General features: G+C 53.5%; 32 protein-coding genes. 10 read left to right on the top strand and 22 right to left on the bottom strand.

From position 1 onward, the window contains the following. The first annotated feature begins 2 nt into the window (after positions 1–2). Both paoC and ACXIZX_RS21845 read left to right on the top strand, forming a co-directional pair. Entirely contained in the window at positions 3–2,201 is a 2,199-nt protein-coding gene (paoC, locus tag ACXIZX_RS21850) for an aldehyde oxidoreductase molybdenum-binding subunit PaoC (RefSeq protein WP_479405005.1), read from the top strand. Positions 2,202–2,218: 17 nt separating this feature from the next. Further along, on the top strand, positions 2,219–3,142 hold the full coding sequence (locus ACXIZX_RS21845; protein WP_479405004.1) for an XdhC family protein: 924 nt from the start codon (positions 2,219–2,221) through the stop codon (positions 3,140–3,142). On the opposite strand, the gene ACXIZX_RS21840 is transcribed toward ACXIZX_RS21845, so the two are convergent. Further along, positions 3,129–3,704 (bottom strand): nucleotidyltransferase family protein, encoded by a 576-nt coding sequence (locus tag ACXIZX_RS21840; RefSeq protein WP_479405003.1) that lies wholly within the window; start codon positions 3,702–3,704, stop codon positions 3,129–3,131. The two genes, ACXIZX_RS21845 and ACXIZX_RS21840, sit on opposite strands and share 14 nt — an antisense overlap. 183 nt (positions 3,705–3,887) lie before the next feature. On the opposite strand from ACXIZX_RS21840, the gene ACXIZX_RS21835 reads away from it, so the two are divergent. Both ACXIZX_RS21835 and ACXIZX_RS21830 read left to right on the top strand, forming a co-directional pair. Further along, on the top strand, positions 3,888–4,370 hold the full coding sequence (locus ACXIZX_RS21835; RefSeq protein WP_179453049.1) for a MarR family winged helix-turn-helix transcriptional regulator: 483 nt from the start codon (positions 3,888–3,890) through the stop codon (positions 4,368–4,370). 68 nt (positions 4,371–4,438) lie between these two features. Next, entirely contained in the window at positions 4,439–4,645 is a 207-nt protein-coding gene (locus ACXIZX_RS21830) for a hypothetical protein (protein ID WP_061719283.1), read from the top strand. A gap of 12 nt (positions 4,646–4,657) precedes the next feature. On the opposite strand, the gene ACXIZX_RS21825 is transcribed toward ACXIZX_RS21830, so the two are convergent. Further along, entirely contained in the window at positions 4,658–4,915 is a 258-nt protein-coding gene (locus ACXIZX_RS21825) for a hypothetical protein (protein WP_479405002.1), read from the bottom strand. Positions 4,916–5,228: 313 nt separating this feature from the next. Here ACXIZX_RS21825 and ACXIZX_RS21820 point away from each other — a divergent pair, with 313 nt between their 5' ends. Next, positions 5,229–5,450 carry a hypothetical protein gene (locus ACXIZX_RS21820; protein ID WP_179453046.1) on the top strand — a complete coding sequence of 74 codons (222 nt, stop codon included), beginning with the start codon at positions 5,229–5,231 and terminating at the stop codon, positions 5,448–5,450. A gap of 42 nt (positions 5,451–5,492) precedes the next feature. Here the strand turns inward: ACXIZX_RS21820 and ACXIZX_RS21815 are convergent, their stop codons facing one another. The 14 genes from ACXIZX_RS21815 to ACXIZX_RS21750 form a co-directional block, all read right to left on the bottom strand. Next, positions 5,493–6,560: an ABC transporter ATP-binding protein gene (locus ACXIZX_RS21815; protein ID WP_179453045.1), complete on the bottom strand. Its 1,068-nt coding sequence runs from the start codon at positions 6,558–6,560 to the stop codon at positions 5,493–5,495. A gap of 2 nt (positions 6,561–6,562) precedes the next feature. Continuing rightward, a complete protein-coding gene (locus ACXIZX_RS21810; protein WP_154191289.1) occupies positions 6,563–7,387 on the bottom strand; it encodes a carbohydrate ABC transporter permease in 825 nt (274 codons plus the stop codon). A gap of 9 nt (positions 7,388–7,396) precedes the next feature. Continuing rightward, positions 7,397–8,320, bottom strand: coding sequence for a carbohydrate ABC transporter permease (locus ACXIZX_RS21805; RefSeq protein ID WP_179453044.1), 924 nt, complete (start codon positions 8,318–8,320; stop codon positions 7,397–7,399). Positions 8,321–8,344: 24 nt separating this feature from the next. Beyond that, positions 8,345–9,616 carry an ABC transporter substrate-binding protein gene (locus ACXIZX_RS21800; RefSeq protein WP_479405001.1) on the bottom strand — a complete coding sequence of 424 codons (1,272 nt, stop codon included), beginning with the start codon at positions 9,614–9,616 and terminating at the stop codon, positions 8,345–8,347. A 20-nt stretch (positions 9,617–9,636) separates the two neighbouring features. Then, positions 9,637–10,803: a PLP-dependent transferase gene (locus ACXIZX_RS21795; protein WP_479405000.1), complete on the bottom strand. Its 1,167-nt coding sequence runs from the start codon at positions 10,801–10,803 to the stop codon at positions 9,637–9,639. After that, positions 10,790–11,500: a FadR/GntR family transcriptional regulator gene (locus ACXIZX_RS21790; protein ID WP_479404999.1), complete on the bottom strand. Its 711-nt coding sequence runs from the start codon at positions 11,498–11,500 to the stop codon at positions 10,790–10,792. Before ACXIZX_RS21790 ends, ACXIZX_RS21795 begins: the two co-directional genes overlap by 14 nt. A gap of 170 nt (positions 11,501–11,670) precedes the next feature. After that, positions 11,671–12,135 carry a nucleoside deaminase gene (locus ACXIZX_RS21785; RefSeq protein ID WP_176972458.1) on the bottom strand — a complete coding sequence of 155 codons (465 nt, stop codon included), beginning with the start codon at positions 12,133–12,135 and terminating at the stop codon, positions 11,671–11,673. Between the two features lie 242 nt (positions 12,136–12,377). Next, positions 12,378–13,805, bottom strand: coding sequence for an arabinose isomerase (locus ACXIZX_RS21780; protein ID WP_479404998.1), 1,428 nt, complete (start codon positions 13,803–13,805; stop codon positions 12,378–12,380). Between the two features lie 126 nt (positions 13,806–13,931). After that, positions 13,932–14,264: a hypothetical protein gene (locus tag ACXIZX_RS21775; RefSeq protein ID WP_179453039.1), complete on the bottom strand. Its 333-nt coding sequence runs from the start codon at positions 14,262–14,264 to the stop codon at positions 13,932–13,934. 160 nt (positions 14,265–14,424) lie between these two features. Further along, the gene (locus tag ACXIZX_RS21770) at positions 14,425–14,685 is read right to left on the bottom strand and encodes a biofilm/acid-resistance regulator YmgB/AriR (protein WP_061719268.1); all 261 of its coding nucleotides are present in this window, start codon (positions 14,683–14,685) and stop codon (positions 14,425–14,427) included. A 444-nt stretch (positions 14,686–15,129) separates the two neighbouring features. Then, positions 15,130–16,479, bottom strand: a complete 1,350-nt coding sequence (gene celB, locus ACXIZX_RS21765; RefSeq protein ID WP_179453037.1) for a PTS cellobiose transporter subunit IIC — start codon at positions 16,477–16,479, stop codon at positions 15,130–15,132. 31 nt (positions 16,480–16,510) lie between these two features. Then, positions 16,511–17,824 carry a 6-phospho-beta-glucosidase gene (locus tag ACXIZX_RS21760; protein WP_479404997.1) on the bottom strand — a complete coding sequence of 438 codons (1,314 nt, stop codon included), beginning with the start codon at positions 17,822–17,824 and terminating at the stop codon, positions 16,511–16,513. Next, on the bottom strand, positions 17,817–18,158 hold the full coding sequence (locus tag ACXIZX_RS21755; RefSeq protein ID WP_008106141.1) for a PTS lactose/cellobiose transporter subunit IIA: 342 nt from the start codon (positions 18,156–18,158) through the stop codon (positions 17,817–17,819). Before ACXIZX_RS21755 ends, ACXIZX_RS21760 begins: the two co-directional genes overlap by 8 nt. A 59-nt stretch (positions 18,159–18,217) precedes the next feature. Next, positions 18,218–18,523: a PTS sugar transporter subunit IIB gene (locus ACXIZX_RS21750; RefSeq protein WP_008106139.1), complete on the bottom strand. Its 306-nt coding sequence runs from the start codon at positions 18,521–18,523 to the stop codon at positions 18,218–18,220. A 291-nt stretch (positions 18,524–18,814) separates the two neighbouring features. On the opposite strand from ACXIZX_RS21750, the gene ACXIZX_RS21745 reads away from it, so the two are divergent. The 3 genes from ACXIZX_RS21745 to ACXIZX_RS21735 are packed head-to-tail and all read left to right on the top strand — an operon-like array spanning position 18,815 to position 21,472. Beyond that, the gene (locus ACXIZX_RS21745) at positions 18,815–19,762 is read left to right on the top strand and encodes a MurR/RpiR family transcriptional regulator (RefSeq protein WP_479404996.1); all 948 of its coding nucleotides are present in this window, start codon (positions 18,815–18,817) and stop codon (positions 19,760–19,762) included. A 58-nt stretch (positions 19,763–19,820) separates the two neighbouring features. After that, on the top strand, positions 19,821–20,363 hold the full coding sequence (locus ACXIZX_RS21740) for a TetR/AcrR family transcriptional regulator (protein WP_479404995.1): 543 nt from the start codon (positions 19,821–19,823) through the stop codon (positions 20,361–20,363). Then, the gene (locus ACXIZX_RS21735; RefSeq protein ID WP_479404994.1) at positions 20,360–21,472 is read left to right on the top strand and encodes an MFS transporter; all 1,113 of its coding nucleotides are present in this window, start codon (positions 20,360–20,362) and stop codon (positions 21,470–21,472) included. Before ACXIZX_RS21740 ends, ACXIZX_RS21735 begins: the two co-directional genes overlap by 4 nt. Here the strand turns inward: ACXIZX_RS21735 and ACXIZX_RS21730 are convergent. Beyond that, the gene (locus ACXIZX_RS21730) at positions 21,459–21,599 is read right to left on the bottom strand and encodes a hypothetical protein (RefSeq protein WP_008106109.1); all 141 of its coding nucleotides are present in this window, start codon (positions 21,597–21,599) and stop codon (positions 21,459–21,461) included. The two genes, ACXIZX_RS21735 and ACXIZX_RS21730, sit on opposite strands and share 14 nt — an antisense overlap. 71 nt (positions 21,600–21,670) lie before the next feature. Then, complete coding sequence (gene blaPSZ, locus ACXIZX_RS21725; protein WP_479405384.1) at positions 21,671–22,804, bottom strand: PSZ family class C beta-lactamase; 1,134 nt, start codon at positions 22,802–22,804, stop codon at positions 21,671–21,673. 116 nt (positions 22,805–22,920) lie between these two features. Between blaPSZ and ampR the strand changes: the two genes are divergently transcribed. Beyond that, on the top strand, positions 22,921–23,799 hold the full coding sequence (ampR, locus tag ACXIZX_RS21720) for a LysR family transcriptional regulator AmpR (protein WP_479404993.1): 879 nt from the start codon (positions 22,921–22,923) through the stop codon (positions 23,797–23,799). A gap of 27 nt (positions 23,800–23,826) precedes the next feature. Here the strand turns inward: ampR and clcA are convergent, their stop codons facing one another. Both clcA and ACXIZX_RS21710 read right to left on the bottom strand, forming a co-directional pair. Beyond that, positions 23,827–25,215: a H(+)/Cl(-) exchange transporter ClcA gene (gene clcA, locus ACXIZX_RS21715; protein WP_479404992.1), complete on the bottom strand. Its 1,389-nt coding sequence runs from the start codon at positions 25,213–25,215 to the stop codon at positions 23,827–23,829. A gap of 152 nt (positions 25,216–25,367) precedes the next feature. Further along, positions 25,368–25,844 (bottom strand): YciE/YciF ferroxidase family protein, encoded by a 477-nt coding sequence (locus ACXIZX_RS21710; RefSeq protein WP_061719259.1) that lies wholly within the window; start codon positions 25,842–25,844, stop codon positions 25,368–25,370. A gap of 197 nt (positions 25,845–26,041) precedes the next feature. Between ACXIZX_RS21710 and ACXIZX_RS21705 the strand changes: the two genes are divergently transcribed. Continuing rightward, positions 26,042–26,314 carry a hypothetical protein gene (locus ACXIZX_RS21705; RefSeq protein WP_061719258.1) on the top strand — a complete coding sequence of 91 codons (273 nt, stop codon included), beginning with the start codon at positions 26,042–26,044 and terminating at the stop codon, positions 26,312–26,314. Between the two features lie 16 nt (positions 26,315–26,330). Here ACXIZX_RS21705 and ACXIZX_RS21700 read toward each other — a convergent pair whose 3' ends face one another. Both ACXIZX_RS21700 and ACXIZX_RS21695 read right to left on the bottom strand, forming a co-directional pair. Further along, on the bottom strand, positions 26,331–26,576 hold the full coding sequence (locus ACXIZX_RS21700) for a hypothetical protein (protein WP_008102024.1): 246 nt from the start codon (positions 26,574–26,576) through the stop codon (positions 26,331–26,333). Between the two features lie 4 nt (positions 26,577–26,580). Next, complete coding sequence (locus ACXIZX_RS21695) at positions 26,581–26,742, bottom strand: YnfU family zinc-binding protein (RefSeq protein WP_008102026.1); 162 nt, start codon at positions 26,740–26,742, stop codon at positions 26,581–26,583. Positions 26,743–26,961 lie beyond the last annotated feature (219 nt).

Below are 26,961 nucleotides of genomic sequence, written 5' to 3'. Positions count from 1 at the left end.
AGATGAAATTCGAAAAACCTGCAGGCAATAACCCGATTGATCAGCTCAAAGTGGTCGGTCAGCCACTTAATCGTATCGACGGACCGCTGAAAACCTCCGGCCTGGCGCCTTACGCCTACGAATGGCATGGCGAAGCGCCCGATGCGGCATACGGCTATGTGGTCGGCGCGCCGATCGCCAAAGGGAAAATCACCGCCATTGATGTGCAGGCCGCGCAAAATGCGCCGGGCGTGTTAGCGGTGGTCACGGCTAAAAACGCAGGAGCACTGGGCAAAGGCGATAAAAATACTGCCAATCTGTTGGCTGGCGACACCATCGAACACTATCACCAGGCCGTCGCATTGGTCGTAGCCGATACGTTTGAGCAGGCGCGTGCAGCGGCGAGTTTAGTGAAAGTCGATTATCAGCGCGAGCGCGGTGCTTATGATCTCGCGCAGCAAAAGCCGGGCGTCACTTCCGCACCCGAAGACACGCCCGATAAAGCCGTAGGTGATTTCGCCGGTGCGTTTGCTGCGTCTGAGGTCAAGCTGGATGCGCACTACACCACGCCGGACCAAAGTCATACCGCGATGGAACCGCACGCCTCGATGGCTACATGGCAAGGTGACAAACTTACCGTCTGGACCTCGAATCAGATGATTGACTGGTGCCGCACCGATCTGGCCGCCACCCTCAACATGCCGATGGAAAAGATCCGCATCGTGTCGCCCTATATCGGCGGCGGATTTGGCGGCAAGTTGTTCCTGCGCAGCGATGCGGTGTTAGCCGCGTTGGGCGCGCGCGCCGTTCAGCGTCCTGTCAAAGTGATGCTGCCTCGACCACTTATCGCCAATAACACCACGCATCGACCGGCCACCATTCAGCACATCCGCATCGGCACAGATAAAGCCGGCAAGATTCAGGCTATCGCGCATGAAAGCTGGTCCGGTAATTTGCCGGATGGCACACCGGAAACTGCCGTGCAGCAGACGGAACTGCTTTACGCCGGTGCCAACCGTTTTACCGGATTACGACTGGCCACGCTGGATCTGCCTGAAGGTAATGCCATGCGCGCACCGGGCGAAGCGCCGGGATTGATGGCGCTGGAGATTGCCATCGATGAAATCGCAGAAAAAGTGGGTATTGATCCCATCGCCTTTCGCATCCTCAATGATACGCAGGTCGATCCGGCCAAACCCGAGCGCCCTTTCTCCCGTCGTCAGCTGGTTGAGTGTCTGAATACCGGTGCCGAACGTTTTGGCTGGTCACGCCGCAACGCCAAACCGGCGATGGTTAAGGATGGACGCTGGTTGGTCGGTATGGGCGTTGCGGCGGGATTTCGTAACAACATGGTGACGCCCTCCGGCGCACGCGTGCATCTGGACAGCAAAGGCATCATCACCGTTGAAACCGATATGACCGACATCGGCACCGGCAGCTACACCATCCTCGCGCAAACCGCTGCAGAGATGATGGGCGTGCCGATTGAGCGTGTGGTGGTTCGCTTAGGCGATTCAGACTTCCCCGTTTCTGCCGGTTCCGGCGGCCAATGGGGCGCGAACACTTCAACCTCCGGCGTTTACGCCGCCTGCGTCAAACTACGTGAAGCGGTAGCCAGCAAACTGGGCTTTGAGGCGCAACGCGCAACCTTCAGCGAGGGTCAGGTGCATGACGGAAGCCAGAGCGCACCGCTCGCCCAGGCCGCAGCCGAAGCCACCCTCACCGTGGAAGACACCATCGAGTTTGGCGACCTTGATGAGCAATATCAGCAATCCACCTTCGCCGGACACTTCATCGAAGTCGGCGTGGATGTCGCCACCGGCGAAGTGCGCGTGCGTCGCATGCTGGCGGTTTGTGCCGCAGGACGCATTCTCAATCCCAAAACTGCGCGCAGTCAGGTGATTGGCGCCATGACGATGGGCCTTGGTGGCGCGTTGATGGAGGAACTGTTCGTCGATGAGCGTCTCGGGTATTTCGTCAATCACGATATGGCGGGCTACGAAGTGCCGGTTCACGCTGATATCCCGCAGCAGGAAGTGATTTTCCTCGATGACACCGATCCCATCTCTTCACCGATGAAAGCAAAAGGCGTCGGTGAACTGGGCTTGTGCGGCGTCAGTGCGGCAATCGTCAATGCCATTTATAACGCTACCGGCGTGCGCGTGCGTGACTATCCGGTCACACTGGATAAGTTACTCAAAGGCTTGCCCGCCCTTGTCTAACGCTGAGGAGAAGAGCAGTGCAGCAGCTACTGATTGATGAAGATCTGCAACCGCAGATCAAGCCGCAGCAGGCTTTGCAGACCGATGACAGCGAAACTATTTTGCGCTTCGCATTAGAAGCAATGAAGGCGGATTTCGCTGCCGTGTTGATCACGCTGGTAGAAATCCGCGGTGGCGCGGCGCGCGCATTAGGTGCGCAAATGGTGGTGCGGGAAGATGGCCGCTATTGCGGCTATGTCTCCGGCGGCTGTGTGGAAGCGGCGGCGGCTTACGAAGCGTTGCAGGTTATCGCCAGCGGAAAAGATCGCGTTGTGCGCTATGGAGAAGGATCGCCTTATCTGGACATCGTACTGCCCTGTGGCGGCGGGATTGCGCTGGCTTTCCATCGGTTACGTGATGCACAGCCGTTGAAAAACGTGCTGGATCTGCTGGCAAAGCGACAACCCGCTGCGTTGCGCTATTTGCCGAAGTTTCAGCGGCTGGCTAGCACCGCTTGCGCTGAGATAATCGGCTGGCAGGATGATGCCTTTATCATCGGCTATCTGCCAAAAACGCGTGTCGCGGTATATGGACGTTCGGTCGAAGCGCTGGCGACCGCATCAATTGCGCAGGCCGCCGGTTACGAGGTGCTATCCGGTGAGGATGTGCAGGCGCAGACTATCGATCCCTTCACGGCGGTGATCCTGCTGTATCACGATCTGGATCGTGAACTGCCGGTGCTGCTGGCAGCGCTGCGTTCTGCGCCCTTCTATATCGGTGCATTAGGCAGCCAACGCACGCATGCAACGCGCGTTGAGAAACTGCTGTCGCTAGGATTTAGTGAAGGTGAGATTGCGCGCATCAAAGCGCCGATTGGCATCTTTGCGCAGGCGCGCGATGCTCGTACGCTGGCATTATCAATTGTTGCCGATGTCGCTGCGGCCCGGCTCAACGTGGTTTAGCCACCACATCAATATCACGATGCACATTGGCATCCGCTTCAAGGGTGATCAGTAAGCGCGTATCCAGCAGCGCTCTGGCGCCTTCGTCGCCGTGCAAATTACGTAACGCCTCAGCGTAGCGCCGTTCAAACCCGACCGGATGGCCGGGTTTTCCTTGATGAGTAAGACGTGCCTGCGCCGCACCCTGCTCCAGCGCCTCATTGACTCGCCGATAATGCGCCGCCGTTAGCCACGGCATATCTCCCAGCGTAATGATCCATCCATTCCAGCGATCGGTCATCGCCACGCCCGCCGCAATGGATTCACCGCTGCCGCCGCTTTCACACAGCACCAGTTGCACGCCCGCGCGTTCAGCATGCTCGCGTACCGCCAGATACTCTGGACGCGTCACCAGCGCCACCGGCAACTCGCTCAGCTTCGCCTGTTCGATGACGGTTTCAATCACCGACTTCGCCTCATCGCCTATGCTGGCAAGCAATTTATTACCGCTGCCGCCGCTGGCGATATAGCGCGAACCTTTACCTGCCGCGAGGATGAGAATGCCGGGCGTTGCTGAATCCATAGATGTTTTAAACCTTGCGTTACCATCAATTGTTAATGAAATTATAGTTAATCCTATGATTTACAATGAATATTGTGTCAAAACAGCCCATCTTAATTAAATTGACTTCAATCTAATTTATGTCAATATACTCGCGTTTTTCAGTCTTAACGACTGCAACTCTGTCTTAAAAATAGTGGTGATATGAAAGAGTTAGACGATGAAGTTTGCTGTTTAGGTCCAGAGAGTGAAGCGCCGGTGACTGTTGATCAGTTTCTCTGCTTTGCGCTCTATTCGGCGTCCCTTGCGATGACCAAACTTTATCAGTCACGATTGAAACCACTGGGTTTGACCTATCCGCAGTATCTGGTGCTGCTGGCGCTGTGGGAAAAAGACAATGTCACTGTTTCAGAATTGGGCGCGCGCGTGCAGCTGGATTCAGGCACGCTGAGCCAACTTTTAAAGCGACTGGAGCAGGCTGGCATTATCAGTCGAAAACGAGATGTCGGTGGCGATGAGCGCAGAGTGCTGATCTCCGTCACTGAGCAGGGACAAACATTAAAGATAGCGGCTGCCGGCGTTCCCGCTGACATGGTTTCAGTGATGGATACGCCTTATGAAGAATTGGCTGATCTCACTGCACGCGTTGCCACGCTGCGCCAGAAACTGATCAAGGCCCTGCCCTGAAAGCATGCGGGGATGTTTAGGAACCTACTGGAAAAATGTTGATTAGCAACGGAATTAAGGAAAGGGTCATGTCAGTTGATAAAGCGGAAAATATGGATGACATTCATGCAGTGATCGGCCATGCCGTGTCATGCCTGCTTAAATCCGATCAACCTTTGCAACTGGATCTGATTACCGCGCTACTGAAACAGCATAAAGAAATCGCGCCGCCAGAGATAAAGAAGGATTATGTCGACGCTCTTAGCAAAATTGAGGAGAAGTGTTTAGCTTCTTAGCCACAACGTGAATCAGTGCTTTTGTTCATCCGGGACTAAACGCGGTTGTTTGTAATTCGCAGAACTGTTTGTCCGGATGCTATGGCTCTTGACATCCGCCAGCGCGCGTTGGCAGGCTATTTTTCTGTAAGTTTCTTCTTCTGTTTCCGCCATCTCTTCGAGCCTGGCAATCAGCGCCGCAGCGGATACCGCAACTTGATCCTCTAAAAGAGCAAGCAGCGCCTCACCTATCATTCTGTCCTTCATTTGTTCGTCGTGACTGCTATTCATCTAACTCTCTGTGTGATGATTGTTACCTGGGCATAAAAGCGCTTAAAAATGGTGTAGCGCGAAATAAAAAGCGTTGGTCAGGTTAAGAGAAAACGGTAGTTTTGTAAAACTGAATCCATCTCAAAGTCATCACGCCTTGTCGCTTGAAAAATCCTCTTAGATAATTGATGCTTTAGGAATCCACCTAAAAAATCCTTTTATTTCATTCGCATAAGACATCTTTCTTTACAGTTTATAACGGCTAATTTTATTCAGCTCACTACACTGGAAACGTGTTAGTTGCACTTTATTAACTTTAAAAGGAAAAACTCCAGTGCGTAAATTTTCTCTGATTGTGTTAACTGCGGGCATGCTGCTGTCGGTCACTTCTCAGGTTGAAGCCAAGGGCTGTATTAAAGGTGCGGTAGTCGGCGGCGTTGCGGGCCACATGGCGCATCACGGCGTGGCTGGCGCGGCCGCAGGCTGCGCGGTTGGTCATCATATGGCGAATAAAAAGCAGAAAGAAGAAGACAGTAAACAGCAGCAATCTAAGTAATAACCTGAGCTGCCTGCGCTAGCAGGCAGCTCAACTCACGAATTACAACCGCTTTTGCGAATCGGCATCGAACAACATCGCGCGATCCGCATCTATCGTCACCGGCAGAATATCTCCCGCCTGCGCACCGGATCGTTGCGTGGTGAACAGCATAATGTCATGTCCCAACAGCGAACCATGAATCAACTCGGATAATCCGGTCGGCTCCACCAGCGACACTTCCAGCGGCAGCGCATTGGTCGTCCCCGCCTCGGCAATCGCCACGTTCTCGGGACGAATACCGTAAATCACAGCTCGGCCAACCTGATGCTGCGCCCAATTCGCGTTCAGCGGCAGCTGCGTGCTGTCGCCAATACGCACGCCATTTGCTGTCATCACGCCATTAATGAAGTTCATTGAGGGCGAGCCAATAAAACTGGCGACAAACTTGTTAGCCGGTGTGTCATACAACTCTAGCGGCGTACCGACCTGCTGAATCACGCCATTGTTCAAAACCACAATGCGATCGGCGAGTGTCATGGCTTCAACCTGGTCGTGCGTCACGTAAACAATGGTGTTGTTCATCTGCTGGTGCAGCTTCTTGATTTCGACGCGCATCTGACCGCGCAGCTGCGCATCAAGGTTGGATAGCGGTTCATCAAACAGAAACACCTGCGGCTGCCGCACGATGGCGCGCCCCATCGCCACGCGCTGGCGTTGCCCGCCGGATAACTCTTTGGGTCGACGATCGAGCAGATGTGTCAGGCTGAGAATCTCCGCCGCGCGCCTCACCTTCTCTTCTATCTCCGCGCGTGGACGCTTCTGAATTTCCAGGCTGAAGCCCATGTTGCGCGCCACCGTCAGATGCGGATAAAGCGCATAGCTTTGAAACACCATTGAGATATCGCGATCTTTCGGTGCCACATCGTTCATTAGCTGGCTACCAATACGAATATCGCCGCCGGTTGCCAGCTCCAGCCCGGCGATGGTGCGCAGCAGCGTCGATTTGCCGCAACCCGATGGCCCAACCAGCACCACGAATTCACCGTCTTTAATGGTGAGATTAATATCGCGCAGCACCTCAACGTTGCCATAGCGCTTGTCGATCTGTTTAAGCGTGATTTCAGCCATGATTACCCCTTAACCGCACCGGCGGTGAGTCCCTGAACCAGATAGCGTTGAATAAAGGCGAAGAACAGACAGGCCGGAATCAGCGCCAGCACCACCGCCGCCATCATCTCGCCCCAGGAAACGGCAAACTTCGATACGAAGCTGAGCAGCCCAACCGGGAAAGTCATCACTTCGTTTTTGTTGATCAGCATCAGCGAGAACAGCAGCTCGCTCCACGCCGCAGTAAACACAAAGCCCAATGTGGCCGCCATGCCCGGCAAGGTCAGCGGCATCAGCACGCGATACAGCGCCTGAAAGCGCGTACAGCCTTCCAGCATCGCCGACTCCTCCAGATCTTTTGGAATTGCATCGAAGAAGGATTGCATCAGAAAGGTGGCAAACGGCACGTTGAAGGCGGTGTAGATCAGAATCAGCCCGAGCAAACTGTTGGTCAGGCCCAGCGGCGCCATCACCTTGTAAATCGGTGCGATGATCATCACCAGCGGGAACATTTGCGTGAACAGCAGCAGCCCGGCAATTAGCACTTTGCCGCGAAACTGGAAGCGGGAAAAAGCATATCCGGCCGCAGCGGCAATCAGTGTGGTAAGAAACGCGGTACTAAACGAGACAATCAGGCTGTTGGTAAAAAAGGTCGGGAAATCACTGTCGGTCAGCACTTTTTTGAAATGACCGAGGGTCACACCGCTCGGCAGCAGCGTAACGCCCTGACTGAACAGCAGTTGGTCCGGCGTCAGCGAGATTTTGATGATCCAATACAGCGGAAACAGCGCGAACAGCAAATACGCCGCAATACTCAGGCGATGGCCAATCAGCGGTAAGAGTCGCATAGTCGCTTCCTATTTCAGCAGCTGATGACGAATGCGCAGCAACACCAGCGCATAGCAGGTCATCAGCAGTAACAGAAACACCGCCATCGCCGAGGCATAGCCGAAGTCGAGCTTGCGATAGGCGGTGGTGAAGATGTAGCTGGAAAGAATCGAGGTCGATCCCGCCGGTCCGCCATCGGTCATCACCACAATCAAATCGGCAAAGTTAGCGATCCAAATGGTACGCAGCATCACGGTGATAGCGATCATCGGCGCCAGAAACGGCAGCGTCACGCGACGAAACTGCTGCCAGCCGCTGGCACCGTCAATTGAGGCCGCTTCGTACAGGTCTTTGGGAATCGACTGCAGCGCCGCCAGCAGCGTGATGGCAAAGAACGGAATACCAAACCAGACGTTGGCGATCACCGGTCCCCACATTGCCAGCTGCGGATCGGACAAGATGTTGTACGGCTCACTCAGCACGCCCAAATCGCTCAGCCACTGCGGCAGCGGCCCGACTACCGGATTAAGCAACCATGACCAGGTCAAGCCAGAGAGAAACGCCGGAACCGCCCACGGCAAGAACACCAGCGCCTGCACCCAACGGCGAAAGCGGAATTCGCGATTAAGTAGCAGCGCCAGCGCCAGGCCAAAGAAGAATTGCAGCAGCAGCGAGCTGAGCGTCCAGTTCAGCGTGTGTCCCAACGCTTTGAAAAAGCGCCGGTCATCAAACATCTCGGTGAAGTTATCCCAGCCCACCCAACCGGTTTCCATTGGATTAAGCAGGTTGATGCTCTGAAACGCATAGGAGATGCCGATCGCCATCGGCACAAAAATGAACAAGGCGATCAGCAACAGGCCGGGCGACAAATACCACCACGGCTCAGCCAGCCTACTCCAGCGAAGGCGGCGGCTGCGCGCGGGACTGTTAGGCAGAGAAGCATCAAGCATCATAATCAAACTCCGCGTGGTTAGAGGTTACTGCGTGGCAAGCCAGGCTTTCTGCTCTTTACTGAGATAGTTCGCCCAATCCTTCACCATGCTGGCGGTATCGTTCTCACCCAGCAAGGTTTCCTGGCTGCTCTCTTTCACAATCACCGAGTTGAAGTAGCCCCAGCCTTTCAGATGGGTTGGCATGGTGAGCGGCACATAGTTGGGATCGTTCAGCTCTTTAAACCAGCCGGCGAACTGCGGCGTTTGATAGAACGGATCCTGCTCGGCACCTTTATAAATCGGCAGCGTGCCGACGAATTTCGACCAGGCGAGGTTGTTGGTTTTGTCACTGAGGAAGGTAATTAGCGGCCAGGCGAGATCCTTCTGTTTGCCCTGCTTGAACATCGACCAGCCGGTATAACCAATGGTTGGGAAGGCTTTGCCAGAAGGACCAACCGGCATCGGTGCCACGGCGAAATCATCGGCCGCCATGCTGTTTTTAATGGCGATCAGCGCGTCAGGATCCTGATCGAGCATCGCACATTTACCGGAATAGAAGCCTGAGACGATCTCATTAAAGCCCCAGTTGACGCTGTCTTTTGAGGCGCCGCCCTTTTGGTACATATCCACCAACAGCTGCGCACCTTTCATGGCGCCTGGCTCGGTCAGTGTGCTGTTACCTTGTTTGTCGAAGAACTCCGGTGAACCGTTCATCGCCGCCATAAACATCATCCAGGCGTTGGTGCCACCCACGCCACCGCGCATGCAGTAGCCGCTGATGCCGTTGCCGAGCTTGCTGATGCGCTGGGCATCGCTGGCGAACTCCTCCATGGTTTTCGGCGGTTCGCTTAAACCGGCCTGCTGGAACAACTTTTTATTCCAGAACAGCGCGCGCAGATAAAAACCGTACGGCACCATGGTGGCTTTGCCATTAGCGGCGCGCGCCATGGCCAGCGTTTTATCGGTGAGCTGTGGCGTGGCATCCCAGCTTTTCAGGCGCGGTTCGAGATCTTCCAGCATGTTGTTGCTGGCATACAGACCTTGCCAGGTATCAGGCATCTCCACCACATCCGGTACCTGACCGCTTTGCAGCATGGTGCCGAGCTTTTCAAATGCCTGGCCCCACGGCAGAGAGATCAGTTCAATCTCCGTGCCGGGATGCTGGGTTTTATATTCATCGAGCATTTTTTGCAGCAGCGCGGTGCGCGGCGGGCTGGTAATCACTTCCACTACGGTAAGTTTGGCGGCGAAGCTGCTCATGGCAGCACTCAAACCCACGGCTAACACTAATGCTTTCACGGCAAAACGTTGCGTCATGACTTTTCTCCGGTGAGTGATTACGCGCGATTAGCGCTGGCAAGGGCTTGCTGCAAATCGGCCCACAAATCGTTGGTCTCTTCAAGGCCGACCGAGATGCGGATCAGACGCGGTGAGACGTCGAAGTCCACCGCCGAGTTAAATTCACTGGCCTGGTTGATCACGGAAATTGCTGGCATCACCAGGCTCTCAAATCCGCCCCAACTCACGCCCATGTGGAACAGCTCCAGCGCGTTACACAACTGCGGAATATCCACCTGCTCTGCCACCTCGAAGGCAAACAGACCGCTGTAGCCACGCAAGGTGGACCACGATTGTGGTTTCAGCCCCGGATGGCAGACGTCCGTCACCAGCGGATGCGCCGCCAGTTTCTCCGCGACAGTCAGCGCACTTTGGTGATGCTGCTTCATGCGCAGCGGCAGCGTGCGCAGGCCGCGCATCAGCAGTGACGCTTCATGCGCCGAGAGCTTGCCGCCGAGATAAGGGCTGATATGACGGGAGATGTTGTTGATGTGCTGCTGGCTGGAAATCACCAAACCGGCCACCACATCGCTGTGACCGCTGATATATTTCGACGCCGAGTGCACCACGATATCGATGCCGCACAATAGCGGCTGCTGGAAAATCGGGGATGCCCAGCTGTTGTCAATAATGCTGACAACGCCTGCTTCGCGCGCCATCGCGCCGAGCTTATTCAGATTTTGTTCGCTCATCACCCAACTTGAGGGACTTTCCAGATAGAGCAGGCTGGCATCAGTTAACGCTGCACGGATCGCGGCTTCGTCATCACCATCGACGAACTCGGTAACGATGCCAAAGCGCTGGCAAAAGCCACGCAGGAAACGGTAGGTATCAGGATATACGTGATTAACGCACACCACTTTTTTGCCCGGCGCCACCACGCTGAGAATCGCGTTGCTGATCGCCGCCATGCCGCTGCCGAAGGCCAGACAAGCTTCGCCGCCTTCCAGCGCCGCCATTTTGTCCTGCAGCGCTTTTACCGTGGGGTTATCAACGCGCGAATAGAGCGGCTGATCGCTCTCGCCGCGAAAGCGCGCGATCATGCTGTCGTAATCGCTGAAGGTAAACAGCGAAGACTGGTAAATCGGCGTGGTGACCGCGCCCATTTCATGGCGTTGATCGTGGGTGAGCAGCGTTTGTTGCGAAATCGGCTTAGCGTTTGGCATTGATTACATCCTTCATGTCGCGTTCGGTGATATCGAGAATTTGATGGCAGATGGCGCGCGCCGCCGTGCAATCGCGCTGGCGGATAGCGTTGAAGAGTTCACGGTGCAGCGGGAACGAGTCCGAAAACAGCGCCTGTTCCGGCGGTGATTCGAAAAAGGCATGAAATGAGTCGTAGATGCCGTTGAGCATTTGCAGCAGCAAAGGATTACCCGCAGCGCGATAGATGCTGGCGTGAAATGCCCAGTCTTCCGCACCGGCAGAACCGATCGCCAGATGCACTTTCTCCATCTCATCGAGACGTTGCTCGATTTCGATCAGATCGTCAGCCGTGGCGCGCTGAGCCGCCAACACGCAGGATTCCGATTCGATAATGCGGCGCACTTCCAGCGCATGCAGCATGTTGGCCGAATCGTTTTTAAAGCGCAGCGATAAGAAGCTGTCGTTGACGCCCACTTCCGCCTGTAAAAAAGTGCCGCTGCCCTTTTTACGCAAAATAATGCCTAACGCTTCCCAGCGTTTGAGCGCTTCGCGCACCGTATTACGGCTTACGCCAAGTTTCTCTGCCAGCACCCGTTCCGGCGGCAAGCGACTGCCGGGCCGCGCGCCCGACTGCGCCATATAACGCGTTAGCGCATCGAGAATCAGCGTATCGCTACGCGGCGTGGAAATAGGATGGAGCTCAACCGGTATTTGCATGGCACTGCCTTAATTGGTCCAACATCTCTACCAATCGAAAAGCAACGTGCGTGCCAGATTATTAATATGCTGAATTGCATGAATTTTGTGCGGGGTAATAAGTGGGTGTTATGAGTTTTGCTGGTGCAAACTGGGGGGATTTGCACCAGTAGAGTACGTGGAAAGCGTTTTTATTTATTTAAAACCTGCCAGCGTTTATAGACATCAAGCGCCTGCGGTCGAGGCTGATATTTCATCGGCAAGCGACGTTGTTCAATCGGTTTGCTGTATTCGTCGTAAAAGGTGTCCAGTTCAAAATATTTACGGTCGTCACGGTAATATGTCGAATACTCTTCGCGCTTGGTGATGTATATCACTTGTTTTGGACTGCAATAATAGAGCGCGCCCAGGCACATTGGACAAGGGCTGGCGAGAATATAAATGTCGCAGTCGGTGAGGTTTTCGCTGCCTGTTTCGCGGCAAGCTTCGCGAATGGCCAGAATTTCAGCATGAGCGGTCGGGTCATTGGTCTGAGCCACGCGGTTTGCGCTTTCAGCGATCACCTTGCCATCTCGGACAATGACCGTCGCAAACGGGCGACCGCCCTCTTCAACATTCTTCATGGCTAAATCGATAGTGCGTTGTACAAAATCCATTCCTTCCTCGCTTATATCTAATAAACCGGCCCATCGATAACGATGGATTTTTTAGCCTGGTTCAGTTTTGTAGAATGCGAAAGCGATGGTCAGGTTGAACGTATACGATTTAATCGTTGAGTGAGTAAGATTTTATTTCAGATGGCGGCGTTGCTGAATATCCCGTTGGGTCGCCATTTATGGTGACCAGGTGCGCATAAATGCGCACCCTGGGAATTGTCAGGTCGCCATTAATGGCGACCCTACGTGATTCGGGCTGACTGAATATTTAATAGCGTCGCGATATTTTCAAGCACCTCGCCGAGATGTCCGCGGCCAATTGCGCAGTGATGTGCGGCTCCGCCTTCACACCATAATCGGGTTAAATCCCGCGCACTGAGCGCAAAGCGGTAATTACTGTTGGTGTTGCCGATATCGAGCGTTTCACCTGCCACAGCTTCGCCTTCCGCGTATTGCAGCGTGACGTTGCCATCGCGGTGCTCCACCACCGATAAAAAGGTTACCGGCCCGTGGGCCACGTTCATCTGAATCGAAACCCCCTTCCCGGGCTTGCCGTGATAGACCGGCAAAGGGACCAGCCGGACTTTCGCCGACGACATGGCTGGATGCGCAGGCCCATCATGGCCCCACTGCACGCTGTCGTCGCGGAAGTTGATGCCATAAAGCTCGGAAAAAGATCCGCCAGCCTTGAGAAGGCTAAGGATCTTCATCGCAATCACGTTTTTGACTTCACACTCACCGGCAACAGGAACGCCTTGGTTGGTCAGCAAGGTGTTACCGGCAATCACCGACGTGACGATATTTTCATGCGCTGAACCGGGAGCGCCTTCATAGTAATAAGCCAGCGCGCCAAGCTGATGTTGATCGACCAACTTATCGAGCGCCACCGCTGTACTTAATGCGCGTTGGATTTCAGTCTCTTCGCAGGCTGGATCAACATCCAACACGCTGAAAAGCTCATCCCTTTTAGCGCTGGCTTCGCTCTCTTCCAACTGGCTGGCAAGCGTGACTAACTCACAGAACTCAACGATTTTGAAACGCACGCCAAAGCGTCCGGAGAGATTGGTGATATCTGAATAGACATCGTACATGCCGTTGTAATAGTGACCGGCGATACCAATTTGCGTGCGCTTAAGTGAACGCACCACGTACGCAGCGCTGAGCCAGTTTGCGATCTGTTGCCATGCCACATCGTCATCCAGATAACCCACAACCAGCTGATGCTGAATGCCGGTTCGCTGGAATACATTAACTAATTCTGGCGCCGTACAAGCCTGACAGTGTGCCAGCCATTGGCCGGTGCGGTCTTCACGCTTGGTAAGTAGATTAATTTGCTGACAAGGTACAGACATTTCCGGCTGCAAAGCCAATATCAGAACTGGCTTGTTCAGGCTTTGCACCAGCGGAAGCACGGTAGAACTGAGCGCATAGGTGGTGATGTATAAAACTACAACGTCAACATTCTCCTTAGAGAACAATTGCGTCGCCTGCTCGGTTTTCTCACTGTTATCAATCAGGCCGGCATCCACGACCTCAGCGTTGTAACGTTGCAGCCGCCCGGATACCACAGCAAGATAGCGCTCAAGTTGCTCCTTAAGTCCGGCAAACTGTGGCCAGTAGGTTTCTAGCCCGATACCAAAAAGTCCGACTTTAATGTTGTCCACAACCATTTCTCGCACTGGAAAAAGAAGCTTTCCATTGTGCGAATTTATCGTTGGGAAACCTGTGTCATTCTGACAACCAAAAGCCATTCATGGCAGGAGACCAATAATCAGCCTGTAATGGCTCGCAGATTTTTACATCCCACGTTGGTTGTGCAAATAGCCCGGCAGAATTTCAAGTTCTGTTTGGTGATTTATCCGCGAAGAAGCTGTGTTTCTGGCTAAAGGCGCGATTTCCCGCAGCTTCATTTCACGGTTTACTTTTGGCAGCCACTCTTCGAACTGTTTAGCGTAGGAATCCGCCAAATGTTGATCATGGGTGCGCCCCACGAAAAGCTTACTTTTAGCGAGACGGGAAATATCCGTAGCATATAACTCATAGAGATCGCCGCACTGTTGAATTTCAATCGCGGTGAAATGCATATTTGGCCAGAAACTCACTTTTGCTGAAAAATTGCTGTAATTCATAAAATATCACTTATTAATGGATTTATCTGTGTGCCAGATTATTCTGGTCGGTCCAGTCATTATAACGCATTTGGCATGGCAGTAGACTGTCAGATAAATCCTGAACTTTTGAAATTGAAAACCATTTTAAAACCGATAATCCTATATATGGGGGCTTTTCTTAACCTAAAAACCCGTCATCATCCGGCGTCTTTCCCAGCACGATTTGCAGCGTGTTTCGCAGGCAATCCTGGAATGCAGCATCATTGGTAGTCTCAAGCTCAGCCAGAAGATAGGCGATAATGCTTTTATTAGTAACGGTTTTTTTGTCCGCAATGATTGCGGTGATGATTGAGCCCAGTATTTCGGCCTCAGATTTTTGCTGCACAGAACCACAATTGAAATAGGCTATAAAGTTGGTGCTAATATTGATTTTTTGCATGCATTTCCCCTGGCAACGGTAGTGCCAATATTTTATTTAGTGATAAATGTTTTAATGGAATGGTCTAAAAAGAGAGACCACTAAAGATCTAACTAAATTGATTAAAATTGATGAACGGGGAATAGTGTTAATTTTTGAGAATATATCTATCAAGAGAGCCTGCTGAGATTAATGTTTGAAAGCGCGGGTTTAAGTGGGGACAGTTATCTCATCTCCGCTTGGCGACAAAAGTATACAAAGCTGTAATCCGTGTACAGAATTTTCTTTTGCTAAAAGCGCTGTTATTTTAAGCAGTTAAAATAAAATCAGTGATAACAGTCAGTTGGGTGATAGTTAGAACTCAAAGAGAATTGTAAATTAGTCCTTTCCCGTGATTAATTTGCATTTTGCGCAACCGCTTTCTGAGATGCAGAAGCGCACATTCATGCGCTTCTGCCTATTTATTCAAGGCGTTACCGCTTCGCTAACCACTTTTGCTTGCTGCAGGCTCGCCTCTTCCTCTCGGAACTTTAGTCGATCCCAGACACGGAAGAACGGATAGTAAATCACCAGGGAAATCGTCAAATTAACCACCTGCAATACGGTGCCGGAAATATGCCCGCCGGTTGCCAGATAACCGCTCACGAAAATCGGTGTGGTAAATGGCAGCGCAATCCCTGCCGGAGGCGCCACTAATCCGGTACTCATCGCCGCCCATGACACAATCACCAACACCACCGGCGTCAGGATGAAAGGCAGGAACAGATACGGATTCATCACCAGTGGAATGCCGAACACCAATGGCTCGCTGATGTTAAACAGCGCCGCTGGAGCGGCAATTTTACCGAGCTGCTTCATCTGACGACTGCGTGAGCGGATCAGCATAAAGATCACCAATCCCAGCAGCGCGCCGGTGCCGCCCGGCGCAATCCACAAATCGTAAAACTGCTGAGTAAAGATGTGCGGGATCGGTTGGTTGTGCTGGAACGCCTCGAGGTTTTCACTCATGTTCGACAGCCAAACCGGCTGAATAAACACCAGCACAATCGCATCGCCGTGCAGCCCAAGTGTCCAGAGAATGCCAATCAACAGCACCGAGAAAATCATGCCGGGCAGCGTGCCGCCGACGTGATGCATTGGCAATCCAATCACAGTCGCAATCAGGTTATTGATATCGCCGAACGGTGAGGCTTCTACTGCCAGACGAAGCATCAACACCACCGCCAGCACGCAAAAACCAGGCACCAGTGCGAGGAAGGATTTCGCTACCGCTGGCGGCACGCCTTCTGGCATCTTGATCACCAGATTACGGTTGTGCACAAAGCGATAAATCTCAGTGGAAAGCAGCGCAATGACGATAGCCACGAACAAGCCCTGGCTGCCAATCAGCGAAATCGGCAACACGCCGGTGACCAACTGCGTCGGCGCGCCTTCCACCGGGGCAAACAGCGTCTGCTGTGGAATGGTCATCACAAATGCCACTAACGCCATCGCGCCGCTGGTGAGCGGATCGAGAGTGCGATACTTCTCCGCCAAACGGTAGGCAATACCGAAGCTGGAGATCAGCGCCATGATGTCGTAGGTGGCGCGCACCGGATAAAGCAGTTTGTTGCGCCACGTGTCGCCAAACAGATCCGCCATCAAATGGCCCCACGCCGGAATCGGCAGATAGGCAAAGATCAGGAAGAAGCTGCCAATCAGCATAAACGGCATGTTGAGAATGATGCCGTCACGCACGGAGAGCACATGCTTCTGACCGGCGATTTTCAGTGCGACGGGCAAGACATAACGGTCTATAAAAGTACGATTAGACATAAGTGTTCCTCTGGCTCGGTGGCGCAACGGATTATGGCGTGGCGAACTGCGGCAGCCACGGCTTATTAAGGGTCAGCACTTCTTCCAGCAACGCTTCGGCGGTTGCGACATCACCGACTAGCGGATTGCCGAGCAGCGCCAGCAGCGCTTGCTGACGATCGCCGTGCACGGCGGCTTCGATGGTCAGGCGTTCAAACGCTTTGATCTGCTGCGTCAGGCCATTCATCAGCGGCGGCAACTCGCCAAACACCAGTGGATGCGCGCCTTGCGCATCAACCAGGCAGTTCACTTCCACCACCGCATCATCTGGCAGGCCATGAATCGCGCCGTTGTTGCGACAGTTCACCACCAGATTTTTGCCACTGTTATTGTGAATCGCGCTGATCAGTTCAACCGCCACTTCGGAGTAATATGCGCCGCCACGGAAACTCAGCTGCTCTGGTTTATGTGCCAGATGCGGATCGGCATACAGTTCGAACAGCTCGGCTTCCACTTTCATTACCTGCTCCGCGCGCGTGCCTTCGTTACCGTTTTGCGCTTTCTCCTGCTCTTCAGCCAGCATCTGCGGCGTTTGCCAGTAATAGCGATGATACGGGCAAGGAATCGCCTTGAGCGCGCGCAGGAACTGCGGCGACCACGGCATATCTTTGATGTTATTCATGGTGAGCGATTGGCCATCGCACAGTTGTTCAATCACCTGCGAAGTGACATCCTCGCCGCGACAGGTCACCTGATGCACCCACACCAGATGATTGAGCCCGGCGAAGCGCAGTTGCACCTCATCCCAGGGCGCGTCGAGCATACCGGCAATCATGTGGTGCATATTCACTGGCACATTACACAGCCCAATGATTTTCGCCTTGCTGTAGCGCGACACCGCTTCCGTCACAATGCCCGCCGGATTGGTAAAGTTGATGATAAAGGCATCTGGCGCCAACACTTCCACTTTGCGCGCCACGTTAAGCATCACAGGAATGGTGCGCAGCGCTTTGGCAAAACCGCCCACGCCGGTGGTTTCCTGGCCGAGCCGTCCATATTTCAGTCCGAGGCGCTCATCTGCGGCACGCGCGGCGAGCTGACCCACACGCAGCTGCGTCAGAACAAATCGGGCGCCGCGAATCGCTTCATCGAGTTCAAAATGCACGCTGACTTTCACCTGCTCCAGCCCGTTTTGTTGCAGCATGCGGCGAGTGAGATCGGCGATGACATGCACCTTTTCACGTCCCTGCTCGACATCCACCAGCGCCAGTTCCGTTACCGGCAACTGTGCATAGCGATTGATAATGCCTTCTACCAGCTCCGGTGAGTAGCTGCTGCCACCACCAATAATCGCCATCTTAAGCATTCGTGCCTCCTGCCGCAGTGCGGCGGTAAAGTTCAATGATTTCGCCTGCCAAATCCTGAATCAGCATGGCGTTCATCAGATGGTCCTGTGCATGGACCAAAATCAGCGTGACCGGCAACTTGCCGCTGCCTTCGTCCAGACCAATCAGCGCGGTTTGCTGCTGGTGCGCCGCGCTAATGCTTTCGCTCGCCGCCGCTAACTGCTGCTGCGCCTCGCTGAAGCGCCCTTCTCGTGCCAGCCGCAGCGCGCTGATTGCCGCGCTGCGGGCTGCGCCGGCTTGCACCAGCAGCAGCATAATTTCCTCTTCAAACTCGATAGCCACGATTTCAGACATGCAAAATCCCCCACAGCACAAAGCCGTGTAATGTCAGACGGATGGGTTAAAACGGACGGTTAGGAGGTGTGTAACGCCAGCGCTTTATCGAGCACCTGTTCGCCACGCATCATGCCGTAATCCATCATATCGATGACGGCGACAGATTTGCCCTGTGGCGCGGCAATCGCGGTAAGACGGGCGGCTTCAAATTGCACCTGCGGGCCGAGCAGAACGACATCGGCATCCGGCAGAATACGTTCGAATTCCGCCACCGGCACGGCTTTGATGTCGATTTCCAGACCGCGACCTAAAGCGGCGTGCTGCATTTTGCTCACCAGCATGCTGGTTGACATGCCCGCAGCACAGCAAAGTACGATGCGCATATTTTCTTCTCCTGTGATTTGTCCCGGCCATTTAAGACCTGTCTCAGAGAAGCTGTAAAGTGGCTGCGGGCAGAGGATTTTCTGATGGTTTGATAATTTACCAATATAAATCATCGAGATATAACAAAAAACATCATGAAAATATTTTTCACGAGTGTGATCTTAACCGTAATTTAACAGTCACAATCCCAACAAAAGCCGATAAAACCCGATAATCAGATGAAAAAAAGCTCAACATGAAAAATAATTTCATGCATGATGGACACTCGCTACTGAGGATGTGATGAGCTGATGGATATTGTCTGGCAATTACGGCAGCAATCGGAGCGCGCGGATGCGCAGGAATCGAGGCTGGCGCGGTTTTTTCTGGCTAAATTGGGTGCGACTGAGCAGGCCACCATGGAAAGTCTCGCCACGCAGGCGGGCGTGAGTCCGGATGTGCTGCGACGCTTTGCCACGTCGGCTGGCTGTCAGGATCTCGATGATTTTCTGCATCAGGTGCGTAAAGCCGGTCAACAGCGGGACGTAGAATTTATTGATGTCATTCGCCAGCGGCAATCTTCACTAAGCCAGCAGGAGAAACGCGTTGCCGAGGCGATTCTCAGCGACACCGCTTTTGCCGCCTCCGCCACCATCGAACAACTTGCCGGACGTGCCGAAGTCAGCGCCGCCACCATCACCCGCTTTGCCCGTTCGCTGGGTTGCGAAGATATCCGCGATTTGCGCATGCGGCTGGCGCGTGCGCCACAGGTGCGAACAGCCAACTCGATTGCACCCATTGAGACGATTACTCAGGCATTAAGTCAGCAATACGCGCAAGCGGAAACCGCAACCTGGCAACGTGCCGCAGAGATGTTGCGCAATGCCAGAAGCGTGCTGCTGATTGGCGCGTCGGGGCTGCAAACTCCGCTGGTCGCGGAAGTCCATCAGCGTCTGCAAAGCGCTGGATTGCCCATCGCATGGATTCAGGATGACAACCTGCTGAGCATGACGCTGAGTCGTTTACAGCCGGATGATCTGTTGCTGATTCTCGCGCCGGACGCGGTCAACAGCCACGTGCTCAGCGCGGTACATCATGCCCATATTCAAAAAACGCCGGTGATCGCGCTCTGTGCGCAGACCTCAGACATGGCGAATCAGGCCGATATCTGGCTGCCGCTGCCGGATGCAAAAAACGCACGGCGTTATGGCATTTTGTTTGCGCTGGATCGGTTGGAGTCAGCATTAACTACTCCTTAATTAAATCTATAACATCCTCAAATTTGCAAAAGTAAAACGATCGGTTTACTTTTTAAGTATGAAAAAGAAACTGGATATCATTAATGCCGCTGAGCGGCTGTTCTATCTCAACGGCTTTCATGCCATCAGCACCGATCGCATTTGCAGCGAGGCGAACGTCTCGACGCGCACGCTGTACCGCTATTTTCCCTCACGTGAAGCGCTAACGGCTGCGGTGCTGGAGACGCGTCAGGATCGTTTCTTTGCCGCATTACCGCCGCCGGAACATGCGCAAGCGGTCAGCCAGATGTTTGATGCGATGGCCGACTGGATGCAGCAATACGGCAATAACGGATGCTTATTTCTTAAAGCGTGGGGCGAATATGCCGGAGAAGATGCCGCTTTAGCCGAACAGGCGCTGGCTTACCGTCACAAGATGCGGGATTACATTGCGCGCGCCATTAAGCAGGCGATCGGCAAGCAGCATCTGGCGTTAGCGGATGCGGTGTGGCTGCTGTTTGAAGGTGTTCTCACTTCAGCGCTGATAATTGGTGCGTCGCAGGCGTGCGAAATCGGTAAAAATGCAGCTATGCAGCTTATCGCTCTCAGTGAAAAGTCATGAAGGGCACGACGCTCGGCATCACCGGATTCTCTCTTATCGCCGTCACTTACGGCATGGCGCGTTTCGCCTGGGGCCTGATGATGCCGGACGTGATGCACGACATCCCGTTCACGCCGCGCGTTTCCGGCGTGCTGTCAGCCTGCAGCTTTGCCGCTTACTGCGTGGCGGTGCTGATCGCGCCGATGATGACCGCCCGCGCGGGACCGCGTTTTCCTGCTGCCGTTGCCGCGCTGTGTGCCGCATTGGGTTTGCTGATTATCTCGATCGCGGTTTCAGCGTGGATGCTGGGCGTGGGATTGTTTATCGCCGGCATGAGCGCCGGTCTCGCCTCGCCTGCGTTAGCGAGCGCCGTCAGCCAGCGCATTGAGGCTGAACAGCAGCCGCAGATGAATACCGTGATTAATGCCGGGACCAGCATGGGGATTATGCTGTCTGTGCCAATTTTGTACTGGCTGCCCGGCGGCTGGCGCGTCGCCTGTGGCGTTTTCGCCATGCTGGCGTTGATCTGCCTGATGCCGATTTGGCGCCAGCTGCCCCATCAAAGTGAAAACAGCGGGCATGAATCCTGGTTAAGCCATCTGCGACAGCGTTCTCTGCAGAAACTCATTATCATTGCGTTGATCAGCGGCATCGCCAGTGCAGCCTGGTGGAGCTTCGGTCCGGATTTGCTGCATCACATTGACGTCAGCGATCGCATAGTGAGCCTGCTGTGGCTCATGGGTGGCGCAGCAGGCATCATCGGTGCCTTCACAGGCCCGATGGCGAAATGGATAGGGATGAAGTGGGTTTATTGGCTGTCGCAGTGCTGCCTCGCCGTTCCCTTACTGCTTCTGGCGATCAGCCATCACTATTCAATCTGGCTATTTCCCGCCGTGGCACTGGGTGGCGCTGCATACGTTACGCTCTCGGGCGTGTTGCTGGTGTGGGGAGCAGCAGCAACGGAAAATGCCCCCGCCATCGGCGTAGGCATTCTGTTCTTCATGTTGGCTACGGGCCAGGTCATTGGATCGCTGCTGTTCGGACAACTCTATGCGCAGGCTAGCGCGTCGACCGCATTAATGCTGTTTGCCGCGCTACCCTTGCTGATGATGTTGGTTATTCGTCGTTAAACGGATCTTTTTTGTCATCTTCACTGTCATCTCGCGTTCTCGGGATCTCACCGTGTTCACTGGGATTGTCCTTAGCGGGATGTTTTTCGTCATTCACGTCACGTTTATCTTTCGGGTGATGGCTCATCTGCAGCTCCTTGGTTAATCACCCATAAAGTGTAGTTGATCTGGATGGGGCGATAAGTTCGCCCCACACGCTTACTGCAACGCTTTCAGGATCTGCATCGCCGCTTTAACCCGCTCGGTATTGGGATAATTTTTGTTCGCCAGGATCACAATGCCGATCTGCTTCTCTGGGATGAAGGCGACGTAGGCACCGAATCCGCCCGTTGCGCCGGTTTTATGCACCCACGACGCTGTTACACGCGGATGTGCTTTCGCATCCCGTACCGGCTGCGGGCCGAGCGCCAACTTGTTATCTGCGCCCTTCACCGCCATCTCTGCCTGAGCGGGCCAATCGAGCATCTCCCAACCCAAACCCTGATATAACGCATCGGTACGATAGAAACGCGTTTGCGCGAAATTCAGCGCCTGCTGCAGCGTTTTGTCTTTAACCTGCTGCGGATCCATATTGGCCTGCATCCAGCGCGCCATATCTTTAATTGACGACTTCACGCCATAGGCTTCGGCATCCAACATGCCCGGCGACACGCGCACCGGCTTGCCTTCGCGGTAACCCCAAGCGTAAGCAACCTTCTCGCTGTCGGGCACGGTGATAAAGGTGTGCTTAAGCTGCAACGGCGTAAATACGCGTTGCTGCATCGCTTGCTCAAATGTCAGCCCGCTGGGTTTCGTCGCCAGCCAGCCAAATAAGCCGATGCTGCTGTTCGCATACTGACGCGTGTTGCCCGGCGCCCACTGCGGTTGCCACTGTTGATAGAAGTTCGCCAGCGCCTTTTCATCAGTCACGGCATCGGGAACCTGCAGCGGCAAGCCGCCGGCGGTGTAAGTCGCCAATTGCAGCAGCGTGATGTCACGCCACTGCGGCGTATTCAGCGCCGGCCAGTATTTGCTGGCGCGATCGCTCAGTGCGATCTCGCCTTTGTTCACCGCGACGCCACTCAGCACGCCGGTGAAGGTTTTACTCACCGAACCGAGTTCAAACAGCGTCTCTTGCGTGACCGGACGCTGCTGTTTTTCATCCGCCATACCCCACGTAAAATAGTGCGGCTGGCCTTTAACCACCACCGCCACGGCCATACCGGGAATGGCTTGCTGCTGCATCAGCGGTTTGATGGCCTGATCAACGATTGCGTCCACATCAGGCGTCGCGGCGAACGTCATTGAGCACACCGATGTCAGTGCGGTTGCTATCAATGTTTGAGAAATCAATTTCACTGTTATTAACCTTCCGGGTTGTTGTTCCGCGGGCAGTTTGCCCAATTTGACAGGCAGCAACAAACTGTTAATTTTAGCGTCAGACAATAGAAATTCTTACAGGTCGCCGCATGACTCGCCCTTATATCCCACTTAACGCGCTTAGAGCCTTTGAAGCCGCCGCACGTCATCTAAGTTTTACTAACGCTGCTATTGAGCTGCATGTAACCCATGCAGCCGTGAGCCAGCAGGTGAAATCGCTGGAGCAACAGCTCGGCTGCCAGCTGTTTGTGCGGGTATCGCGCGGATTGATGTTGACCACCGAAGGCGAAAGCCTATTGCCGGTATTAAACGATTCATTCGATCGTATTGCCGATACGCTGGATCGTTTCTCATCGGGTCAGATGCGCGAGAAATTGAAAGTCGGCGTGGTGGGAAGCTTTGCAACCGGTTTGCTGTTGCCGCGTTTAGAGGATTTTAACCGCCGCTTTCCGCACATAGAACTGCAACTCTCCACCCACAATAATCGCGTTGATCCAGCCGCCGAGGGCCACGATTACACCATTCGCTTTGGCAGTGGCGCCTGGCACGGCACCGAGGCGCAGTTTATTTGCTCGGCCCCGCTATCGCCGCTGTGTAATCCCGCCATTGCCCGGCAGTTGCAGCAGCCTGCAGACGTGCACAAATTCACCCTGTTGCGATCGTTTCGCCGTGATGAGTGGAGCCAATGGCTGCACAGCATTAATGAACATGCACCATCGCCTGCGCATCCGGTGATGATTTTTGACTCATCACTAACGATGGTTGAAGCAGCATTGTTAGGTGCGGGGATTGCGCTGGCACCGGTGAGGATTTTCAATCACCTGCTACAAAGCGAGAAGCTGGTGCGCCCTTTCGCCGCAGAGATCGATCTCGGTGGCTACTGGTTAACGCATTTGCAGTCGCGGCCAGAAAGCGCCGCGATGATGGCGTTTTCAGATTGGTTGATAAATGCGCACCAGACGCCGTAGGGTCGCCATTCATGGCGACCAATTCACCTACTGCACATTTATCTGTTTCGCTTTCGCCAGCGTGCGCGCAAGAATTGAGGAGTACAACGGTTTGCCGCCGAAGAATTGCGCGGCCAGCGTCGCGCCGAGACAGGTAATGATCATCGGCAGAATTAGCTGATAATTGTTGGTCATCTCCAGCACCAGCACAATGCCGGTCAGCGGCGCACGCACCGAGGCCGCAAACAGCGCGCCCATACCAGCCACAGCAAAGGTTGCCGGCTCCAGTTGCAAACCCGGCAGCCACTGCATGCAGAGTTGCCCGAAACAAGTACCTAATAGCGTGCCCAACGTCAGCATCGGGGCAAAAATACCGCCCGGCGCGCCGGAGGAAAAACAGCAAATTGTTATCAACGTGCGCAATGCGAAAATGGCAAAGAGCGCCAGCGCGCTGTAAGCTCCGCTGGAGAAATCAGGAATCAGCGCAATCCCGCCGTTAATGGCTTGTGGCAGAAACAGGCCAATCACGCCACACATCCCCGCCAGCAAACTTCCCCACATCACCCACGGTGCCACGCGGCCATTATGTAAGCGCTGAAACTGATCCTGCGCGAGGAAAATGAAGCGGTTAAACGCCACGCCGCAGCCACCAAATAACACGCCCAACACTAAATAAAGCCACAGCGTATTGGTTGGCGCATCCTGTAGCTGTCCAATATTAATGATCGCTTCATTGCCATTACACACGCGGAAAACAATGCTGGAAACGATGACGCCAACAAACACCGCTTTGATGGAAATCAGGCTGTAGCGAAACTGCGGACGCATCTCTTCGATAATAAACAGGATGCCCGCCAGCGGCGCGTTGAAGGCGGCTGACAAACCCGCGGCAGCGCCGGTTGCCAGCAACGTGTGGCGAGACTCAGAAGATTTTACGCGGAACAGATCAACACACATGCCGCCAATATTGCCGCCCAACTGCACGGTTGGACCTTCGCGCCCCAGCACCATGCCGGAACCTAGCGCGCCCATGCCGCCGATAAATTTCACCGGCAGCACTCGCCACCAGCGCACCGGACGGAGTTCCTCCAGCGCGCCTTCAATTTCGGGAATACCCGATCCGCCCGCTTCCGGCGCGAAGCGTCGCACCAGCAAGTAGCCGAGAGCGCCTAATAGCGCCGAGAGCAGAAACGCGCCGGCGATTTTAACCAGCAGATTGTCCCCCGCATCATCGAGCCAGCTTAAGCGCGTATGCACCACAAAATTGACGGCTTTATCAAAGGCCACGCCAACTAAACCGGTTAACACACCGACCAGCGCGGCCAGCAGCAACAGCGCGACGGGCGTTTTGTCGCGGCGTAATAGTTTCTGCATCAATAAGAAGCGCCCAGCACGTAATGTCGTGTTGGGCTCTGCGGAGTGACCGTTGGCAGGCATGCAAATCCTCTGTTTTCATCACAGTGTTCAAACGTGAGTTTGAGAAAAGAGGCATTAGCATACTGAGAATAAAGTGATTTTTAACCCAGGAATTCGCAAGCGGATTTTTCAGTTTGGAAGAGGCTAGCTGCATTAGCCTCCTCCACAGGGAATTAATCCTGCTCTTCAGCAATCAGCGTCAGTTTTTCGTCGGTGGCTTTTTCTTCTTCCAGCGTTTCACCCAATAACTTCGCGGCGTCCTGATAATCCAGTTTCAGGGCTAACGCGCGCAAAGTGCCGTAGGTGGCGATCTCATAATGTTCAACCTTCTGCGCGGCACCGATCAGCCCGGCATCGCAAACCGGCCCTTTCTCCACTTCATCGATGATCTCCTGCGCTTCTTCAGCCAAACCTTCCAACGCATGACACTTCATCCGTTTGATCTGCACACCTTCAGTGAGCTCAACCAGTTGATCGATACGTTCAATTTGTCCGCGCGTCTCTTCCAGATGCTGTTTAAAGGCCGCAACCAGATTAGGATCGGTGGCTGCACGAATCATTTTTGGTAGCGCTTTAGTGATCTGTTTTTCTGCGCTGTAAATATCCGAGAGATCATGCACAAACAAATCGTGCAGTGTTTTAATCGTCATAATATTGCCTTTTGCTAAAGTGGGATGTCAGGTAGGTAAAACGTGGGCGAGAAGGAATAATAAATTGCGCCGACACATAAGACTGACTTAATCCTGGCGGACATTACACATTTAACAAGCGAAGCCTTAAAAAAATAAACGCCACGCATTGTTTAATTCATTGCCAGAATTAAAGGAGGTCAATCGGAGACATAATCATGAAAAAACCAAGACAACCCGAACTCAGCGGTGAAATTATTCACGAACGTACTTTACTCCCGCTCGGTTTAATTTCTCTTTACGAAGTCATCTTCAATAACGGCAAATATGCCGTTATGCGCCTGGATAAAGATCAATCATTTCATCAGGGTGACATTTTTAAACGAATAAATGATCGCTGGTATTGTGATGAAAAATTAATACATCCACTGGGATTTCAGTTTGTCGATCGGGCTGAAGCGCAGCGGTCATTTATCGAATATGAGCGATAATATTAATTTTTCGTTTTCATATTATAGAGTGAACAGTGGCAAGTTGGTTCGGTTGCGCGGGTGGCAATGACATCCAGAAATTAACCCCCATGCTGGTCTCATATTCTGCGTGTGACTCAAGAAAAATATGCTCACCGCTGCGCGACTGCCCGCCGTAAAGCCAGCCGCCCTGCACCTCGCCATTATCAAATTGCACAATGCACTCCTGCTTGTAACCCGGCGCTTGTTCATTTAAATCAATCCATTCAAGAATATGGCGCATGCATCTATACCTCAGCAATAAACAGTGATTTACAGTGCGGGCACAACATCGCCTGCCCGCGCGCTTGTTTTAAGGAAGATTGCGGGCAGAATTTTTTACACACTGGACACTGCGTTTTTATTTCCCGGCGCGATAAACCTTCTAAAAATTGATTTAACCAGCTCATGATTTTTTCCTTTTTCAGTTAACTCATTCTAACACACCCTATTTTTTTCACTGCAACTAACACTTGACAACATTGTTAATGATCTTCAACCCCATCATTACGCTCAGTTAAATATTTTAAATTAACTTTTATCTTATAAAGCCAAACGTTAAATCACTTTAAGGCTATACTCATAAAAGATAGATATTTCCCTCGCCCTCTCTTATACCGTCAATCTTC

This window comes from Candidatus Pantoea symbiotica, assembly GCF_056491525.1.
Note: the sequence above shows the minus strand (reverse complement) of the source record. Positions and strands in the feature narration are given on the sequence as shown.